Source organism: Streptomyces sp. NPDC052701 (assembly GCF_040678355.1).
In the GTDB taxonomy this organism is placed as follows: domain Bacteria; phylum Actinomycetota; class Actinomycetes; order Streptomycetales; family Streptomycetaceae; genus Streptomyces.
Genome location: NZ_JBFATO010000013.1, coordinates 174,148 through 191,507 on the forward strand (window position 1 = coordinate 174,148; position 17,360 = coordinate 191,507).

The following is a 17,360-nucleotide window of genomic DNA, read 5'->3' on the forward strand; positions in this document are numbered from 1 at the left end:
GGCGGCGATACCGTCGCGCGGGCGCCCGGCGACGCAGCCGCGCAGGCCGTGCCGGTGGCGCAGGGGCCGGACCCGATGAGCCGTAGTCGCAAGGAGTTCACGCCTGTGATACCGAGATGGCCGGTGCCCGCGGGGCGCCGTACCGGGCGAACGAGAGGGGTCGCCGTCCTCACCGGCGCCGCCCTCGCCGCCACCCTCGTCCAGCCCCTCGCCGCGCGGGCCGCCGCGCCGCCCGCACCCCCGTCGGACGCCGCGCTGGCGAAGGCCGCCGCGCGGCACGACCTGACCCGCGAGCAGTTCTACTTCGTTCTGCCGGATCGTTTCGCCAACGGGGACACCGGCAACGACCGCGGTGGTCTGACCGGTTCCCGGCTGAGCACCGGCTACGACCCCACCGACAAGGGCTTCTACCAGGGCGGCGACCTCAAGGGCCTCACCAGGAAGCTCGACTACATCAAGGGCCTAGGCACCACAGCCCTCTGGCTCGCCCCGATCTTCAAGAACCGGCCCGTGCAGGGCGAGGGCGCCGACGCCTCCGCCGGGTACCACGGCTACTGGATCACCGACTTCACCCGGGTCGACCCGCACTTCGGCACCAACGCGGACCTCAAGACCCTCGTCGACAAGGCCCACGCCAAGGGCATGAAGGTCTTCTTCGACGTCATCACCAACCACACCGCCGACGTCGTCGACTACGAGGAGAAGTCCTACGACTACCTCTCCAAGGGGGCCTTCCCCTACCTGACGAAGGACGGCGAGCCCTTCGACGACGCCGACTACGCGGACGGCACCCGCGGCTTCCCGGCCGTGGACGGCGGCTCCTTCCCGCGCACGCCCGTCGTCGCCGCGAACGAGCGGGACGCCAAGGTCCCGTCCTGGCTCAACGACCCGGCGATGTACCACAACCGGGGCGACTCCACCTGGGCCGGCGAGTCCGCCACGTACGGCGACTTCGTGGGCCTGGACGACCTGTGGACCGAGCGTCCCGAGGTCGTCGAGGGCATGGAGAAGATCTACAAGAGGTGGGTCGGGGACTTCGGCATCGACGGCTTCCGGATCGACACCGTCAAGCACGTCAACATGGAGTTCTGGACCCAGTGGGCCACCGCCCTGGACGCCTACGCGGCGAAGAAGGGCCGGGACGACTTCTTCATGTTCGGCGAGGTCTACTCCGCCGACACCTCGGTCACCGCCCCGTACGTCACCCGGGGCCGTCTGGACTCCACGCTCGACTTCCCCTTCCAGGACGCGGCCCGCGCCTACGTCTCGCAGGGCGGCAGCGCCAGGAAGCTCGCGGCCGTCTTCGGCGACGACTACAAGTACACGACCGACAAGGCCAACGCCTACGAGCAGGTCACCTTCCTCGGCAACCACGACATGGGCCGCATCGGCACGTTCCTGAAGCAGGACGACGCCGGCGCCTCCGACGCGGAGCTGGTGAGGAAGGCGAAGCTCGCCAACGAGCTGATGTTCCTCAGCCGCGGCAACCCCGTGGTCTACTACGGCGACGAGCAGGGCTTCACCGGCGCGGGCGGCGACAAGGACGCCCGCCAGACGATGTTCGCCTCGAAGACCGCCGACTACCTCGACGACGACCTGCTCGGCACCGGCCGCACGCACGCCGACGACGCCTACGACACCCGTGCGCCGCTCTACCGGCAGATCAGCGCCCTCGCCGAGCTCCGCAAGGCCCACCCGGCGCTCGCCGACGGCATCCAGACCGAGCGCTACGCCGCCGACGGCCCCGGCGTCTACGCCGTCTCCCGCATCGACGCGAAGACCCGCACCGAGTACGTCGTCGCCTTCAACAACGCGGACGAGGCCAGGACGGCCACCTTCGCAACCGGCTCCCCGGACATGACGTTCCGCGGCCTGCACGGCACGGACGCCACCACCAGGTCGGACGCCGACCGCAAGCTCACCGTCACGGTCCCGGCCGGCTCCTCCGTCGTCCTCAGGGCCGCCGGCCGGATCCCCGTCCCCGCCGCCGAGCCCACCGTCACCCTGAAGGCCCCGGCCGCCGGCGCCACCGGCACCGTCGAGCTCACCGCCGACGTCGGGGACGCCTCCCGCCCGGGCGGAGCCGGGAGCGGGGGAGACGGACGGCTCGACCGGGTCGTCTTCGCCGCCCAGACCGGCGACGGCAGGTGGAAGACGCTCGGATCCGCCGACCACGCCCCGTACCGGGTCACCCACACCATCGGCGAGGACGTGCCGGCCGGGACCGCGCTGCGCTACAAGGCCGTGGTGATCGACTCCGCGGGCCGCACCGCGAGCGCCACCGCCGCCTCCGTCACCGGGACCCCGCCGGCCGAGCAGCCCCCCACCGCCTCCTCCCGCGACTACGCGATCGTCCACTACAAGCGCGCGGACGGGAACTACGACGACTGGGGCCTGTACGCCTGGGGCGACCTCGCCGAGGGCGAGGCCACCGAATGGCCGCGGAGCCACCCCTTCACCGGCCGCGACGCCTATGGAGCCTTCGCCTACGTCAAGCTCAAGCCCGGCGCGGCGAACGTCGGCTTCCTGGTCGTCGACGAGGACGGCGACAAGGACGTCTCCGCCGACCGCTCGATCGACGTGACGAAGACCGGCGAGGTCTGGATCGAGCAGGGCGAGGAGACCGTCCGCACCGAGCGGCCCGACCACCCGGCGCCGGACAGGTCCAAGGCCGTCCTGCACTACCACCGCGCCGACGGCGACTACGACGGCTGGGGCCTGCACGTCTGGACGGGCGCCGCGCACCCCACCGAGTGGTCGAACCCCCTGAAGCCGGTGAAGACTGATGCCTATGGCGCGATTTTCGAGGTGCCGCTCACCGAGGGTGCCACCAGCCTCGGCTACATCGTCCACAAGGGCGACGAGAAGGACCTCCCCACCGACCGGGTGCTCGACCTCAGGGCCGACGGACACGAGGTGTGGCTCCTGAGCGGCCAGGAGAGGCACCTGCTCCCGCAGCCGGCGGGTTCGGCCGCCGCGCTCGACCTCGGCACGTCCAAGGCGGTCTGGATCGACCGGAACACGGTCGCCTGGAACGGCTCGGACGCCGCCGCCTCCACCCAGCTGCTCGCCTCCCGCGACGGCGCGATCGAGGCGGAGAACGGCACCCTGACCGGCGAGGCCACCTGGCTGCGCCTGAACAGGACGTCCCTCACCGACGCCCAGAAGGCGAGGTTCCCGCACCTGAGGGACCACACCGCCTGGTCCGTCGACCCGCGCGACCGCGACCGGGTCCGCGAGGCACTGCGCGGCCAGGTCGTCGCCTCCCAGCGGGCCGCCGACGGCGCCGTGCTGGCCGCGACGGGCGTGCAGACCGCGGGCGTCCTCGACGACCTGTACGCCTCCGGCGCCACGAAGGCGCGGCTCGGCCCGGTCTTCCGCGACGGCCGCCCGACGCTGTCGGTGTGGGCACCGACCGCCCGGCGGGTGTCCCTGGAGATCGGCGGCTCCACCGCGCGGATGAAGCGGGACGACACCACCGGCGTCTGGTCCGTCACCGGCCCGGCGTCCTGGAAGAACAAGCCGTACCGGTACGTGGTGGAGGTCTGGGCGCCCGGCGTCCGCGAGGTCGTCACCAACAAGGTCACCGACCCCTACTCGGTCGCCCTCACCACCGACTCCGAGCGCAGCCTCGCCGTCGACCTGCGCGACCGGGCCCTCCGGCCCGACGGCTGGTCGACGTACCGCAAGCCGGAGGCCGTGCCGCTGAAGGACGCCCAGATCCAGGAACTCCACGTCCGGGACTTCTCGGTCGAGGACAGGACCGCCCGCCACCCGGGCACCTACCTGGCCTTCACCGACAAGGACAGCGACGGCAGCAGGCACCTGCGCGAGCTCGCCGAGGCGGGCACCTCGTACGTCCACCTCCTGCCCGTCTTCGACATCGCCACCATCCCCGAGAGGAAGGCCGACCAGGCACGCGTCGACTGCGACCTCGCCTCCTACCCGGCCGACTCCGACAAGCAGCAGGAGTGCGTGGCGAAGGCGGCCGCCGAGGACGCCTACAACTGGGGCTACGACCCGTACCACTACACGGTCCCCGAGGGCTCCTACGCCACCGACCCGGAGGGCACCGCCCGCACGGTCGAGTTCCGCAGGATGGTCAAGGCGCTCAACGAGGACGGCCTGCGGGTCGTCATGGACGTCGTCTACAACCACACCGCGGCCGCCGGCCAGGCGGACACCTCCGTCCTGGACCGGATCGTGCCCGGCTACTATCAGCGCCTCCTCGCCGACGGCTCGGTGGCGAACAGCACCTGCTGCGCCAACACCGCCACCGAGAACGCCATGATGGGCAAGCTGGTCGTCGACTCGGTCGTCACCTGGGCCAGGGAGTACAAGGTCGACGGCTTCCGCTTCGACCTCATGGGCCACCACCCCAAGGCCAACATCCTCGCGGTGCGCAAGGCACTCGACGCGCTGACCCTCGAGAGGGACGGCGTCGACGGCAAGAAGATCATCCTGTACGGGGAGGGCTGGAACTTCGGCGAGGTCGCCGACGACGCCCGCTTCGAGCAGGCCACCCAGAAGAACATGGCCGGCACGGGCATCGCCACCTTCTCCGACCGCGCCCGCGACGCCGTGCGCGGCGGCGGCCCCTTCGACGAGGACCCCGGCGTGCAGGGCTTCGCGTCCGGGCTGTACACCGAGCCCAACTCCTCGAAGGCCAACGGCACCCCCGCCGAGCAGAGGGCGCGTCTGCTGCACTACCAGGACCTGATCAAGGTCGGTCTGTCCGGCAACCTCAAGGCGTTCACCTTCACCGACACCAGCGGCAAGGAGGTCAAGGGCTCCGAGGTCGACTACAACGGCGCCCCGGCCGGGTACGCGGACGCCCCCGGCGACGCCCTCGCCTACGCCGACGCGCACGACAACGAGACGCTGTTCGACGCGCTCGCCTTCAAGCTGCCCCCGTCGGTGAGCGCCTCCGACCGGGCCCGGATGCAGGTCCTGGCCATGGCGACGGCCACCCTCTCGCAGGGCCCGGCCCTCTCCCAGGCCGGCACCGACCTGCTGCGCTCGAAGTCCCTGGACCGCAACTCCTACGACAGCGGCGACTGGTTCAACGCCATCCACTGGAACTGCGCCGACGGCAACGGCTTCGGACGCGGACTGCCGATGGCGGCCGACAACCGGTCCAAGTGGCCGTACGCCGAGCCGCTGCTCGGCACGGTCCGGGTCGGCTGCCCGCAGATCGAGGGCGCCTCGGCCGCCTACCGGGACCTGTTGAGGATCCGTGCCACGGAGAAGGCCTTCTCCCTCGACACGGCCGAGCAGGTGCAGTCCCGGCTCTCCTTCCCGCTGTCGGGGAAGGACGAGACGCCCGGCGTGATCACCATGCGCCTCGGTGACCTGGTCGTCGTGTTCAACGCGACGCCCGGGTGGCAGGAGCAGCGCCCGGCCGTGCCGGAGGGCACCCGCTACCGGCTGCACCCCGTGCAGGCGGCGGGCGCGGACGCGGTGGTGAAGGAGTCCTCCTACGCCGAGGAGACGGGCACGTTCACCGTTCCGGGGCGCACGGTCGCCGTGTTCTCCCGGGCCGGCTGACCGCGCGGGACTGCGGTTAGGGTGAGCCCTGCTGACCGGGAACAGGAGGGCTCATGCCGCAGATCACCGTCGACTACTCCGAGCGGCTCGCGGAGGGCTTCGACCGGCCGGGGTTCGCCCGGGCGCTGCACACCGCCGTGGTCGACATCGCGGCCGCGAAGCCCCCGGCGTGCAAGACGCAGTTCCGCCGGACCGAGGACACCGCGGTCGGCCCGGACACCGAGGGGCACGCCGTCGTGCACGTCCACATCGGTCTGCTCGCCGGGCGCACCGAGGAGACCAAGGCCCGGCTCACCGAAGCCGTGCTGGAGCTGCTGCGGCAGTACGTGAAGCCCGCCGGGGGCCTCGCCCTGCACGCCTCCGCCGAGGTGCGCGAGCTCGACCCGTCGTACCGCAAGGCCGACTTCTAGGCCCTGTCACCACGAGCAGGCGGGAATGTGACGACACCGCCTAGGACGCCAGTGCCGTCAACCGGCCGGCCAGGTCGCTGAACGGGCCGCCGGCCGGTTCGTCCTGGAACAGGCGGCGCAGCAGGGCGCCCGTCTCCTCGTCGTAGGCGGCGCTGACCGCGGCCAGCGCGGCGAAGTCGTGCACGAGCTGCCTCTCCAGCTCGGCGCGCGGAATGCGCCGGCCGTCCAGCCAGATCAGCGCCGTCGACTCGGCCAGCGAGATCCAGGAGCGGACGACCAGTTCCAGCCGGGCGGGCGGATCGGTCACGCCCAGGTGCGAAAGGATCTGGACATACGCGGCCTGCCGCACGGAGTCGATGAGCGCGTTCGTCGTGGACGAGCCGACCGCCGGGCCGCCGCGCATGAGGGCCGAGAAGCCGGGGCCGTGCTCATCGACGAAGTCGAAGAACCGGCCCATCACGCGCAGCAGCCGCGCCCCCAGCGGACCCTCGCGCGGCTCCACGAACCGGGCCGCCAGATCGTCCGAGGCACGCTTCAACGCCGCCTCGTACAAGCTGAGTTTGCCGGGGAAGTAGTGGTAGACCAGTGGGCGCGAGATGCCCGCGGCCGACGCTATCTCGTCGATGGAAACCTCGTCGGGCGAGCGGCGGCTGAACAGTTCGAGGGCGACGCCGATCAACTGCTGCCGCCGCTCCTCCACTCCCATTCTGCGGCGTACCCCGGTAGTCATACGAACACCTTACCGATCAAATTCGGCCTTGAACGGGCCTGACCGACCAGGATGTTCGCGCGCCCCGCCACCTGCCCGGCTCCGGACCGTCACGGCGGAGCGGCCGGAACCCCCGTACGCCGGCCCGCCGGCCCGTCGGCAGGGCCTAGCGCAGTCCGCTGATCGACCGCCCGTCCTCCAGGGTCCCCCTGAGCTCGGCCCGCGCCCCCTGTTCGGCCCGCACGGCCAGCAGGTTGCCCCGCGCGAAGCCGCCGGCCCCGCCGGTCGCGCTCACCGAGGCCGTGTCCCGGTCGCCGGCGGCCAGCAGGTACCAGGTGCCGGCCTCCGACTTCCACAGCACCCCGGCCAGCACGTGCGGATCACGCGCCCCGCACGCCGGGACGTCCTCGGCCCTGGCCGCCACCGCCCCGTACGTCCCGCCCGGTGTGTGGAACTGCGCCAGCGCCCGCGCCCCGGTGCCGCGCCAGGTCTCCGCGCGCGTGCACACCCAGGTGGCCGCCCCGCTCGCATCCGGCAGCGGCTGCTCGGCGAACCGCCAGGCGTTCACGCTCCGTACCCCCGCACCGCGCACCGCGCTCAGCGAGCAGGCGTACGGCGCCCAGGTGCGCAGCGCCCGGGCGCCCGAGACGTCACCGGCGGAGCCGGGCCGCCCGGCGGTCAGCCGGGCCGGGACCAGCTCGCCGAGGTCGGTCAGCAGCCGCGTGCCGGCTCCGTCGGTCAGCTGGAGCGCGTTCCACGAGGTGCACGCGCCGGTCCGCAGCGCCGAGCTGGCCAGCGGCGAGGTCACGCCGTCGGTCAGGGTCAGGTCCATCGCCCCGGAGCCCGGCTCGAGCAGGTCCCGCTCGCTCGCCCGGCGCACCCAGGGAGCCGTCAGGTAGCGGACGTTGCCGTCCGCCCGGCCCAGGACCACCGCGCTCGCCTCGGCCCCGGCGGCGCCGTCGACCCGCGCGAAGTCCAGGGCGGCGCCCTGCGTGCCGTCCCTGGGCTCGGCGTACCGGGCGATGCGCAGACCGTCGTGGAGGATCACCACGCGCGCGTTGTCGACGACCCCGGCGTACAGCAGCTGGGGCGGGCCGGCCGGACCGCCGGACGGGGTGCCCGGCGTCGCCGACACCTTCACGGTCCGGCCGGGGCGGGCCCACACGGCCAGGGCGCGGCGCAGCAGGGCCGTGTCGCCGGTCAGGCCGCCGCGCGCCGGCCACACCGAGAAGTCGGTGCGCGCGGCGGTCCGCCACGCGGCGGGGGAGACCCGGGTCAGCCTGCCCGGGTCCAGGGCCGCCCGGGCGGCCGGGTTCTGCGCGTACGGGGGAGCGGCGGCGCCGTCGGGGCCCCAGCCCCCGCCGGGCAGCGCGAGCAGCGCGCCGCACGCGAGGAGGGCCGTCCCGGCGGCCAGCGCGGCCTTGGTGTGCCGGCGGCGCCGCATCAGGTCGGTGGGGCGGGCCTGCAGCGAGCAGGGGTCGAACTCGGGGGAGTCCAGCAGCGCGTACCGGGCGGGCACCTCGTCGGCCTCGCGCAGCGCGGCGCCCACGTCGGGGACGCCCGCGGCCGTGAGCACCTTGCGCACGTCGTCGTCCGGGAGCCGTTCCAGGCCGCGCAGCACGTAGGCGGCGCGGCCCGGGGCGGACAGGGCGGACAGCCGCTGGCCGAGGGCGAGTTCGTCGGCGCCGCCCGAGCCCGGGAACAGGCGCAGGCCCCACACCTGGGGCAGCAGCGGCGGCAGCTGGGCCCGCCGGGGCCGGGCCCGGCGCCTGAGCGGCAGGCCCGCCTCCAGCGCCGCCCGCACCACCTGCAGGCGGACCAGGGCGTAGCCGGGGTCGGTGTCGCGGCCGTCCACCGCCTCCTCGGCCCCGCTCCCGCCGGGCGGACCCCCGTGCTGGGCGGGGATCACGGGCGCGGGGGTGCGGCCCCGGGGCAGGGCCCGCTGGGTGAGGGCGTGCGCGGTCATCACCCGCCTGCCCCGGCCCAGGCCCGGCGGCAGCACCAGGTAGGCGAGCCGGGCCAGGCGCGGATAGTGCTCGACGAGCGCGGCCTCGGCCTGTCCGACGTCGACGACCGGGCCGGCGGGGGAGGAGGGTGCGGGGCGCTGGGCGACATCGTGTGACTGCACGTTCAGCAGAACGAGCGAATCGGGGGATGGTCACCTGACCGCGCGGCGTCAGCTCCGCGGCTGCTCCGGTTCCACCAGCAGCCGCGCGTAGGCCGCCATCGACCGCCGGTAGCGCGGCAGATGGCGGGCGAGGGCGCCCAGGGCGAGCGACAGGCCCTCGCGGTCGCGGCCCAGGCTGGACAGGCACAGCGCGAGGGTCGCGCGCACGGCGTCGTCCAGCTCGTCCGGTTCGGCGTCCAGTTCGGGCGTCAGCAGCTCGACGCCCTCCTCCGGCCGCCCGGTGTTCCGCAGGGAGCTGGCCATCTGGATCTTCGCGCGGCGCGCCCGGTAACCGCTCAGCCCGCGCGCCAGCGCCTCCCGGTACAGCGGCACCGCCTTGTCCGAGCGGCCCGTGGAGTCCCACGCGCAGGCCCGCTCGAACGGGCCGAGGGGGCTGTCGTCGGGCAGCTCGGCGACGAGCGCGTCGATCACCGCGCGGAACCGGGCCGCGTCCTGTCCGGGGTGGTCGTCGAACGCGATCCAGGCCGCGGCCACCCGGTCTTCCCAATCCTGGTTCACCGGGACACCCTCGCACAGGCGTGCCCGCCCCCGCGCCGGTATTTTTGAGCGCTCCGCGCCCCGCAGCCGTATCGAAGACCGGGGCCCCCGGCCGGGGCTCCGTGCGGCATGGCGCCGAAGGACCGGAGGAACAGCAGATGAGGGTGACCCGACCGATGCTCGCGCTGACCGGCGTGGTGGCGGTGCTCGCGCTGGCGGGCTGCGGATCCGGCGGGAAGCACGAGGCCGCCGTGCCCGAGACGGCGACCGGCAGCCTGGAGCACCTGGCCGCCGAGGTGAAGTGCGAGCCCGACATGCAGACGGACGCCGACACGATCCGCCAGGCCATCTGCAGGAAGGGCGCGCAGAAGTACATCCTCGCCACTTTCTCCACCGACCGCGGCCAGCGCGAGTGGCTCGACCAGGCCAAGGACTACGGCGGTTTCTACCTGGTCGGCCGCAAGTGGGTCGCCGTCGGCGAGGAGCGGACGGTCGAGGCGCTGCGCGGCACGCTCGGCGGCGACATGGAGACCGGGACCGACCACTCCGGTCACTCGGCGGGCGGCGGGGGCGGGGAGCAGACGCACTCCGGCCACCACGACGGCTGACCGGAACGAGGCCGGCCGGAGGGGAACGGCCCGGCGGCACGGGAAAGCCGGCGGCGGGATCTCCCGCCGCCGGCTTTCGGTGTGGCCGGTTACTGGCAGTCCTGGCCGGAGTTGATGCACTCGACCATCTCGTTCATCACGTCCTCCTCGAAGAAGTTGATGAAGTCGTTGTGGTCGGTGATCGGCTTGTGCAGCTGCTCGGGGAAGGAGTCCACCGCGTACGGGTTGCGCACCTGTCCGTTCTCGACGACCGGGGCCGGAACGTCGTAGACCAGGCGGACCTGCAGCTGGGGGATGGCCTGGAAGCCGTTCGGGCAGCTGCCGTCCGGCTGGACGAAGGCCACGTGCGTGCGGTGGTTGGCGCTGTCGATGTTCTGGCCGTCCCAGCAGCTCTGGAAGTTCGACGTGCGCACCACCTGGCTGCCCTCGGGGCACAGCGGGTACTTGTCCGTGACCTGACGGTCCTCGAAGCCGGTGCAGCTCCAGGAGGTGTTGGCGTTCGCGAGGCCGTTGGTGAAGGACTTGGCGTCACCGGTGATGATGCGCAGCGCCCTCGGCATGGCGACGACGTCGCTCGTCCTGTTGCCGACGAACTTCAGCTGGGCCTCGGCGGGCTCCAGGATCTTGCCGACGTTGCCCTCGGTGCCGCCGCCGGCGTTGTTCTGGTCGAAGTCCTGCGTACCGTCCTGCACGCGCAGCACCGGCCAGAAGTACGACGACTTGTCGCCCTGGTTCTGGCAGGAGGTCTCGGCGGCCGCCAGGTCCTCGTCGCTCGCGAAGGCGTCGTTGTTCTGGTTGCCGACGTAGTCGTGCAGGTGGTGGGCGCCGTTGGTGACACCGGGGGCGACGATCACGTTGTCCGTGTTGTGGTTGTCGTTGCCGTTGGTGCCGCAGTTCGTGGTGAAGCTGCCCGTCGAGCCGGTGTCCCCGTTCGCGGCCAGACCGTTCGGCAGGTTGCGGGAGTTGGGCTGGACGTCGTTGATGTCGATGAAGTCCGCGGCGACCGGCCCGTTGCCGCCCTGGCCGCCGTTGCCCTGGTTCTGGCCGTTGTCCTGGCCGCCGTTCTGACCGCCGCCGTTCTGGTCCTGGCCGCCGTTCTGGTCCTGGCCGCCGCCGTTCTGGCCGCCGCCCCCGCCGTCGTTGGTCTGCGGCTGCTCGACGGGAACGCCCTTGCACCTGGCGAACCGGCCCAGGTCACCCGGCGCGGTTCCCCCGACGCGCCGGATGTTGATCCCGATCCGGTCGAGGGCCGCGGTGCGCTTGGACTTCAGCGGGCCGAGGATCGAGTTCTGGACGAAGGCCGGGTCACCGGTCTGCGCCCGGCGCGTGGACGCCAGCCGGGCGTACGCCTCGGTGATCTGCCGGTCCAGCAGCGCCAGTTCCCTGGCGACGTTGGCGCGGGCCTTCCTCGGCACCTTGCGCAGCTTCTGGCCGACGTCCGGGCACTGGATCGTGGCGATCCGCCCCGCCGTCGCCGCCTTGGTCCGGCTCTGCGCCGAGTTGCTCTCGTGTGCCGAGGCGTAGAAATTCGCCCAGATCAGCCCGCCCCCACCGAGCGCTAGGGCCGCCGATGCGGCTACGGCCTTGGTGGCCAGCGGCGTACGGCGTTTTCTTGTGTTGCGTCCCATGGAACTCCTCTGACTTCCTTTTTCGGGGGCAGCGAGGCGCCCGACAGGAGTGAAGCGGCTCCCTCCCATACGCAGGGCGCCCCACGGGTGTTCAGCCGTCCCGGAAATTGCCGAGAAGTTCGTGCGGACACCGTGCTCTCAACAATCCCTGGAACACCGGGAGTTGCCGGTCCCCCACCAGTCGTGAACGGACGGGCCCGTTTTCACCGGCCGTGGTCGAGATACGTGAGAACCGCCAGCACGCGCCGGTTGTCGTCGTCCGAGACCTCCAGGCCGAGTTCGGCGAAGATGTCCGCGGTGTGCTTCGCGATCGCCCGTTCGGTGACGACGAGCTTGGCGGCGATCGCCGCGTTGGACCGGCCCTGCGCCATCAGCTCCAGCACCTCCTGCTCCCGGGGCGTGAGCCGCCCGAGCGGCCGGTCGGCCGCCCGCCGGCTCAGCAGCTGCTGGATGACCTGCGGGTCCATCACCGTACCGCCCGCCGCGACCCGCCGTACGGCGTCCACGAACTGCTCCGCGTCGAACACCCGGTCCTTCAGCAGGTAGCCCACTTTGCCGCTGCCGTCGGCGAGCAGCTCGCGCGCGTACAGCTGCTCCACGTGCTGGGAGAGCACCGGCACCGGCAGCCCGGACCGCTTCTGGCGGGCCTGAAGCGCGCACTGCAGACCCTGGTCGGTGTGCGGGGGAGGCAGCCGGACGCCGACCACGGCGACGTCCGGCTCCAGCGCGGCCGTCGAGTCCGGGCCAGGTCCGGCCCGGACTCGACGGCCGCGGCGATCTCGAAGTCGTGGGCCTGCAGAAGCCGGACCAGGCCGTCGCGCAGCAGGAAGAGGTCTTCGGCTAGGACAACGCGCAAGGGGTCTCCATGGTGACCATGGTGGGGCCGCCCGCGGGGCTGCTGACGGCCAGGACGCCGTCGAATGTACCCAGTCGCCGTTCGACTCCGGCCAGTCCGGAGCCGGCCCCGATCACCGCACCTCCCCTGCCGTTGTCGGTGACGGTCGCGCGCAGCATGCCCTCGGCGTGGTGCAGGTCCACCCAGATCCGCTCGGCGTCCGCGTGCTTCACGGCGTTGGTGAGGACCTCGCTGACGGCGAAGTACGCGGCCGACTCCACGGGCGCCTCCGCCCGCCCGGGCAGGTCCACGTTCACCTCGGTCGCCACCGGCAGCCGCAGCGCCAGCGCCCGTACGGCGTCGCCCAGTCCGCGTTCGGCCAGGACCGGCGGGTGGATGCCGCGCACCAGTTCGCGCAGCTCGGCCAGGGCCTCGACCGAGGACGCGCGGGCCTGCGCGATCAGCTCCCTCGCCTTGTCCGGGTCCTTGTCGAGCAGCGCCTCGCTGGTTCCCAGGTCCATGCCCACCGCGATCAGCCGCGCCTGCGCGCCGTCGTGCAGGTCCCGCTCGATGCGCCGCAGCTCGGCGGCGGAGGTGTCGACCGCGTCCCGCCGGGTCTCGGTGAGCACCCGCACCCGCTCGGCCAGCTCCCGCTGGTTCGGGGCGAGCACGGCCCGGGTGAGGTGGAAGTGCGCCTGCAGCATGCGCGGGGCGAGGAAGTGGGCGAAGAACAGCAGGACGGCGCCCAGCGCGGCGGCGCCCAGCGCGGACGCCTGCCCGGTGACCGGGACGAAGCCGTACCAGTACCCGTCGGGCAGGACCCGCCACAGCCCGGCCGCGATCGCGAACCCCTCCAGCGGGTACAGCAGCAGCACGGCCGGCAGCAGCGCGGTGAGGAAGCCGGCCGTCATGTCCACCGGCAGCCACCGCAGGTCCCGCCAGGTCGCCGGGTCGCGCAGCATCCCGAAGGTGCGCGCCCAGGGGTTGGCGTCCTGGGGCAGCGGCCGGTAGGCGGGCGGGATCCGCACCCCGCCCCACTCCGCCGCGAGCACCCGCCGCCAGTGCGCGAACGTCCGCACCCCCGTCAGCACGTACGGGGTCGTGACGAGGCCGGCCCCGAGGGGGATGAACGCGAGGGACAGGACGGACAGCGTGAAGAACAGCACCGATCCCGGCAGGGCGATCAGCGCCAGCGCCAGCCCCCGTACCGCGGCCAGGACCATGCCCCGCCACTTCGCCCGCATGCCGCCGTTCTTCGAGTCGATGGTCATGGCGTCAGTCTGACCGAGCGGGCGGCGGGGGCGCACTGGGCCGAGGGCCCCGGTCAGGGGGTGGTACCAGATACACCCCCGGCCGCCGCGAGCACCCTCGCCTCCACGTCCGGGTCGAGTCCCTTGAGCGTCCGGTCGGGGCGCTGGGGCGCCGTGCCGCCGATCTCCCGCAGCCAGCGCCAGGTGTCCGCCACGGTCTCCTCGACGGGCCGGCAGCGCAGGCCCGCCGCGACGGCCCGGGAGACGTCGGCGCCGTGCAGGGCGTCGTGCAGGTCGCTGCCGGGCGGCACCCACACCGGCAGCTGGGTCCACGGCTCGATGCCCGCCTCCAGGATCACCTCGGGCGCGGTCCACCGCAGTCGGGCCGCACCGCCGGTGACCCGCGCGCAGGCGTGGAGCAGTTCGCCCATCGTGGTGTGCCCCCGCGGGCTCATCAGGTTGTACGGGCCGCTCAGCTCCTGCTCCGCCGCCCCGAGGAGCCACTCGGCGAGGTCGCGGACGTCGACGTACTGCAGGGGCAGGTCGCGCGGCCCCGGAGCCAGCACCGGGCCGCCGCGGGCCATCCGGGTCAGCCACCACGGCAGCCGGCCGACGTTCTCGTACGGCCCGATGATCAGCCCGGCCCGGGCCAGTACCGACCGTTCGGCGCCGAAGGCGTCGACGGCGGCCAGCTCACCGCCGCGCTTGTCCCGCGCGTACCCGGCCGGGCCCGCGTCCGGCGAGGCGCCCTCCACCACGGCCGCGTCCTCGGTGTACCCGGCGGGCGGCGCCCACGCGTACACCGAGCAGCTCGACACGTAGACGTAACGCCGTGCGCGGCCCCGCAGCAGCCGCGCCGCGTCCCGCACCGCGCGGGGCGCCGCCGACCAGGTGTCGACGACGACGTCCCACTCGCCCGGGTCCCCGGCGAGGGCGGCCAGGCCGTCGGGGGCGGTGCGGTCGCCGTGCAGCGACCGCGCCCCGGGAGGCGGTTCGTGCCGTCCCCGGTGGAAGACGGTCACGTCCCAGCCGCGCCCGAGGGCCGCCTCCACGACGGCCCGCCCTGCGAACTCCGTCCCGCCCAGCGTCAGAAGCCTCATGCCGTCGACCCTGCCCGCCCGGGCGGCGGAAGGGAACCGGTGTCTGCCGTCGGCAGAGGGCCGCCGCGCGGCCCGGCGGCCGGACCGGCCCCGCGGCGCGGGCGGGCTCCGCGGCGCGGGCGGGCCGGGCGGTCAGCGCCCGGCCGGGGGAACGTACTTGTAGCCGACCCGCCGCACCGTCTGGATCGTGCCGCGGTGCTCCGCGCCCAGCTTGCGGCGCAGGCGCGCGACGTGGACGTCGACGGTGCGGCCGTCGCCGACGTGGCCGTAGCCCCACACCGTGCCGACCAGCTGGTCGCGGGTGTGCACCCGGCCGGGGTGGGCGACGAGGTGGGCGAGCAGCTCGAACTCCAGGTAGGTGAGGTCGAGTTCGCGTCCGTCCACCTCGGCGGTGCGCTGCGCGGTGTCGATGCGGATCAGCGGATCGCCGGCTCCGGTGCCGGGCTCGGTGCCGGTGGCCCGGGCCCGGTCCGGCAGGGCCACCGGGAACGGCGGCTGCTGGTCGGCAGGGACCAGCAGCAGGTAGCCGATCATCGGCGGCTGCCCCGGCAGCGCGGGCAGGGCGTGCTGCGGCGCGGGCAGCCAGGTGGCGCCCGGCGGGAGCAGGTCCGCGACGGACACGACCTCGTCCCGGTCGACGGCTCGCAGCCGGTGCCGGGGGCTGGTGGAGGACGCGGTGCTCAGGGTGGCGGTGGACAGGGAACGAGTGGTCGCCATGAGAGGTCAGCTCTTTCGCGCGAGAGGTTCGTCGGAAGGGGCGGGCCCGAGTTCGTGATCGGGTCCGCCGGGGACGTACGCGGTTCGCGCTGGCCGAAGGCCGGGGGTGACGGCTTCAGAAGGCCGGCGCGTTCATCGCGCGGCAACACACCCGGTCGAAGTCGTGGTGCTGACGGGAAGGCCAGAAGGGCTCGAGGTCATGGCGACCCGTCGCTGCGTACTTCCGGAAGCTGGCCATGGCCCCATTGAAGCAGACAGCCGCCGTCCGGAGGACCCTTCTCTCACTGCTTGGACACTTCCATGGCGTGCGGAGGGCGTCGAGCCACTCGTCCCACCAGGCGTTCTCGCCGGTCCGGCGGGGCGGGGGAGACCTCCGGGCCGGATCCCCGTCCCACTGGGCGGGCGGCCGGCCGGGTCCCCGGGGAGGCCCGTCCGGGAGAAGCCGTCCCCGCCGGCCCTCTGCCCCTGGCCCCTGCCCGCCCGGCACGCCCCGTCGGCACGCCAGGGGGCGCCCACCGTCCTGGTGGGCGCCCCCTGCGCGGAGCCGTCGGCCGGGTCAGACCTGGCCGGCCTTCTCCAGCGCCGCGCAGCAGGTGTCGACGAGGAGACGGGTCACGACGTACGGGTCGACGTTGGCGTTCGGGCGGCGGTCCTCGATGTAGCCCTTGCCGTCCTTCTCGACCTGCCAGGGGATGCGGACCGAGGCGCCGCGGTCGGAGACGCCGTAGGAGAACTTGTCCCACGGGGCGGTCTCGTGCAGGCCGGTCAGGCGGTCGTCGATGCCGGCGCCGTAGTTCTTGACGTGGTCGAGCGGCTTGGAGCCCTCGCCGAGCGCCTCGCAGGCGGTGATGATCGCGTCGTAGCCCTCGCGCATCGCCTTGGTGGAGAAGTTGGTGTGCGCGCCGGCGCCGTTCCAGTCCCCCTTGACCGGCTTGGGGTCGAGGGTGGCGGCGATGCCGAAGTCCTCGGCCGTGCGGTACAGCAGCCAGCGGGCCACCCACAGCTGGTCGGAGACCTCCAGCGGGGACAGCGGGCCGACCTGGAACTCCCACTGGCCGGGCATGACCTCGGCGTTGATGCCGGACAGGCCCAGGCCCGCCTTCAGGCAGTTGTCCAGGTGCGCCTCGACCACGTCACGGCCGAAGATCTCGTCGGAGCCGACGCCGCAGTAGTAGCCGCCCTGCGGGGCCGGGAAGCCGCCCTTGGGGAAGCCGAGCGGGTAGCCGTCCTTGAAGAAGGTGTACTCCTGCTCGATGCCGAAGACCGGCTCCTGGGCGGCGAACCTCTCGGCGACCTCGGCCAGCGCGGCGCGCGTGTTGGTGGAGTGCGGGGTCATGTCCGTGTTGAGGACCTCGCACAGCACCAGTACGTCGTCGCCGCCGCGGATCGGGTCCGGGCAGGAGAAGACCGGCTTGAGCACGCAGTCCGAGGCGTGGCCCTCGGCCTGGTTGGTGGAGGACCCGTCGAAGCCCCAGATCGGCAGCGCGTCCGTACCGGCGGGGGCGCCCGCGACGATCTTCGTCTTCGAACGCAGCTTGGCCGTCGGCTCGGTGCCGTCGATCCAGATGTACTCAGCCTTGAAGGTCACGGGCCACATCCTTCGGGGTGGGTCTGGGCGCACTCGCGGGCGCTGCGGCACCGGGGCGCCGCGGTGATGCCCGGCAGCCTGTCAACAGGCGATTTCCCGTCCATTGCCCGGATGTGAACCCCGTGTTACCTGGTGGTTCCGTGGTGCGGCTCACCATGTGAGGGCCCCGGCGGCGCGGAGAGCGGCACGGACGGCGCCCGGCGGGCCGGCGTAAGGGGTGTGGGGCTCGTACTCCTCGGCCTACCGTCACCAGTCCCCGTGCTCCTCCACCACGGTGGCGAGCAGTGCGTCGGCCCGGTGCCG

At 73.2% G+C, this 17,360-nt stretch carries 11 protein-coding genes and 1 pseudogene; 3 read left to right on the top strand and 9 right to left on the bottom strand.

Annotated features, from left to right (window positions below):
• Positions 1-105: 105 nt before the first annotated feature.
• Together pulA and AB0L29_RS17645 are read left to right on the top strand one after the other, a co-directional pair.
• A complete protein-coding gene (gene pulA / locus AB0L29_RS17640; RefSeq protein ID WP_365828090.1) occupies positions 106-5,547 on the top strand; it encodes a pullulanase-type alpha-1,6-glucosidase in 5,442 nt (1,813 codons plus the stop codon).
• 53 nt (positions 5,548-5,600) lie between these two features.
• A complete protein-coding gene (locus AB0L29_RS17645) occupies positions 5,601-5,957 on the top strand; it encodes a 5-carboxymethyl-2-hydroxymuconate Delta-isomerase (RefSeq protein ID WP_365828047.1) in 357 nt (118 codons plus the stop codon).
• 40 nt (positions 5,958-5,997) lie between these two features.
• Here the strand turns inward: AB0L29_RS17645 and AB0L29_RS17650 are convergent, their stop codons facing one another.
• The 3 genes from AB0L29_RS17650 to AB0L29_RS17660 form a co-directional block, all read right to left on the bottom strand.
• Positions 5,998-6,687, bottom strand: coding sequence for a TetR/AcrR family transcriptional regulator (locus tag AB0L29_RS17650; protein ID WP_365828049.1), 690 nt, complete (start codon positions 6,685-6,687; stop codon positions 5,998-6,000).
• A gap of 145 nt (positions 6,688-6,832) precedes the next feature.
• Positions 6,833-8,794, bottom strand: a complete 1,962-nt coding sequence (locus AB0L29_RS17655; protein WP_365828051.1) for a hypothetical protein — start codon at positions 8,792-8,794, stop codon at positions 6,833-6,835.
• A 48-nt stretch (positions 8,795-8,842) separates the two neighbouring features.
• Complete coding sequence (locus tag AB0L29_RS17660; RefSeq protein ID WP_365828053.1) at positions 8,843-9,352, bottom strand: tetratricopeptide repeat protein; 510 nt, start codon at positions 9,350-9,352, stop codon at positions 8,843-8,845.
• A gap of 137 nt (positions 9,353-9,489) precedes the next feature.
• Here AB0L29_RS17660 and AB0L29_RS17665 point away from each other — a divergent pair, with 137 nt between their 5' ends.
• Positions 9,490-9,939, top strand: a complete 450-nt coding sequence (locus tag AB0L29_RS17665; protein ID WP_365828055.1) for a hypothetical protein — start codon at positions 9,490-9,492, stop codon at positions 9,937-9,939.
• A gap of 89 nt (positions 9,940-10,028) precedes the next feature.
• On the opposite strand, the gene AB0L29_RS17670 is transcribed toward AB0L29_RS17665, so the two are convergent.
• The 6 genes and pseudogenes from AB0L29_RS17670 to glnII form a co-directional block, all read right to left on the bottom strand.
• Positions 10,029-11,567: a DUF1996 domain-containing protein gene (locus AB0L29_RS17670; RefSeq protein WP_365828057.1), complete on the bottom strand. Its 1,539-nt coding sequence runs from the start codon at positions 11,565-11,567 to the stop codon at positions 10,029-10,031.
• A gap of 203 nt (positions 11,568-11,770) precedes the next feature.
• A pseudogene (locus AB0L29_RS17675) lies at positions 11,771-12,423 on the bottom strand (response regulator transcription factor).
• Positions 12,408-13,673, bottom strand: coding sequence for a sensor domain-containing protein (locus AB0L29_RS17680; protein ID WP_365828059.1), 1,266 nt, complete (start codon positions 13,671-13,673; stop codon positions 12,408-12,410). The pseudogene AB0L29_RS17675 and the gene AB0L29_RS17680 overlap by 16 nt, the downstream one beginning before the upstream one ends.
• A gap of 53 nt (positions 13,674-13,726) precedes the next feature.
• A complete protein-coding gene (locus AB0L29_RS17685) occupies positions 13,727-14,752 on the bottom strand; it encodes an NAD-dependent epimerase/dehydratase family protein (protein ID WP_365828061.1) in 1,026 nt (341 codons plus the stop codon).
• A gap of 132 nt (positions 14,753-14,884) precedes the next feature.
• A complete protein-coding gene (locus AB0L29_RS17690) occupies positions 14,885-15,469 on the bottom strand; it encodes a winged helix-turn-helix domain-containing protein (RefSeq protein ID WP_365828063.1) in 585 nt (194 codons plus the stop codon).
• A 556-nt stretch (positions 15,470-16,025) separates the two neighbouring features.
• Complete coding sequence (gene glnII / locus AB0L29_RS17695) at positions 16,026-17,057, bottom strand: glutamine synthetase (protein ID WP_365828065.1); 1,032 nt, start codon at positions 17,055-17,057, stop codon at positions 16,026-16,028.
• Positions 17,058-17,360 lie beyond the last annotated feature (303 nt).

Bases quoted from the DNA above. Each gene is read 5' to 3' on its own strand.
- AB0L29_RS17645 (WP_365828047.1), top strand. From the start codon at position 5,601: ATGCCGCAGATCACCGTCGACTACTCCGAGCGGCTCGCGGAGGGCTTC.
- AB0L29_RS17650 (WP_365828049.1), bottom strand. From the start codon at position 6,687: ATGACTACCGGGGTACGCCGCAGAATGGGAGTGGAGGAGCGGCGGCAG.
- AB0L29_RS17665 (WP_365828055.1), top strand. From the start codon at position 9,490: ATGAGGGTGACCCGACCGATGCTCGCGCTGACCGGCGTGGTGGCGGTG.
- AB0L29_RS17670 (WP_365828057.1), bottom strand. From the start codon at position 11,567: ATGGGACGCAACACAAGAAAACGCCGTACGCCGCTGGCCACCAAGGCC.
- AB0L29_RS17680 (WP_365828059.1), bottom strand. From the start codon at position 13,673: ATGACCATCGACTCGAAGAACGGCGGCATGCGGGCGAAGTGGCGGGGC.
- AB0L29_RS17685 (WP_365828061.1), bottom strand. From the start codon at position 14,752: ATGAGGCTTCTGACGCTGGGCGGGACGGAGTTCGCAGGGCGGGCCGTC.
- AB0L29_RS17690 (WP_365828063.1), bottom strand. From the start codon at position 15,469: ATGGCGACCACTCGTTCCCTGTCCACCGCCACCCTGAGCACCGCGTCC.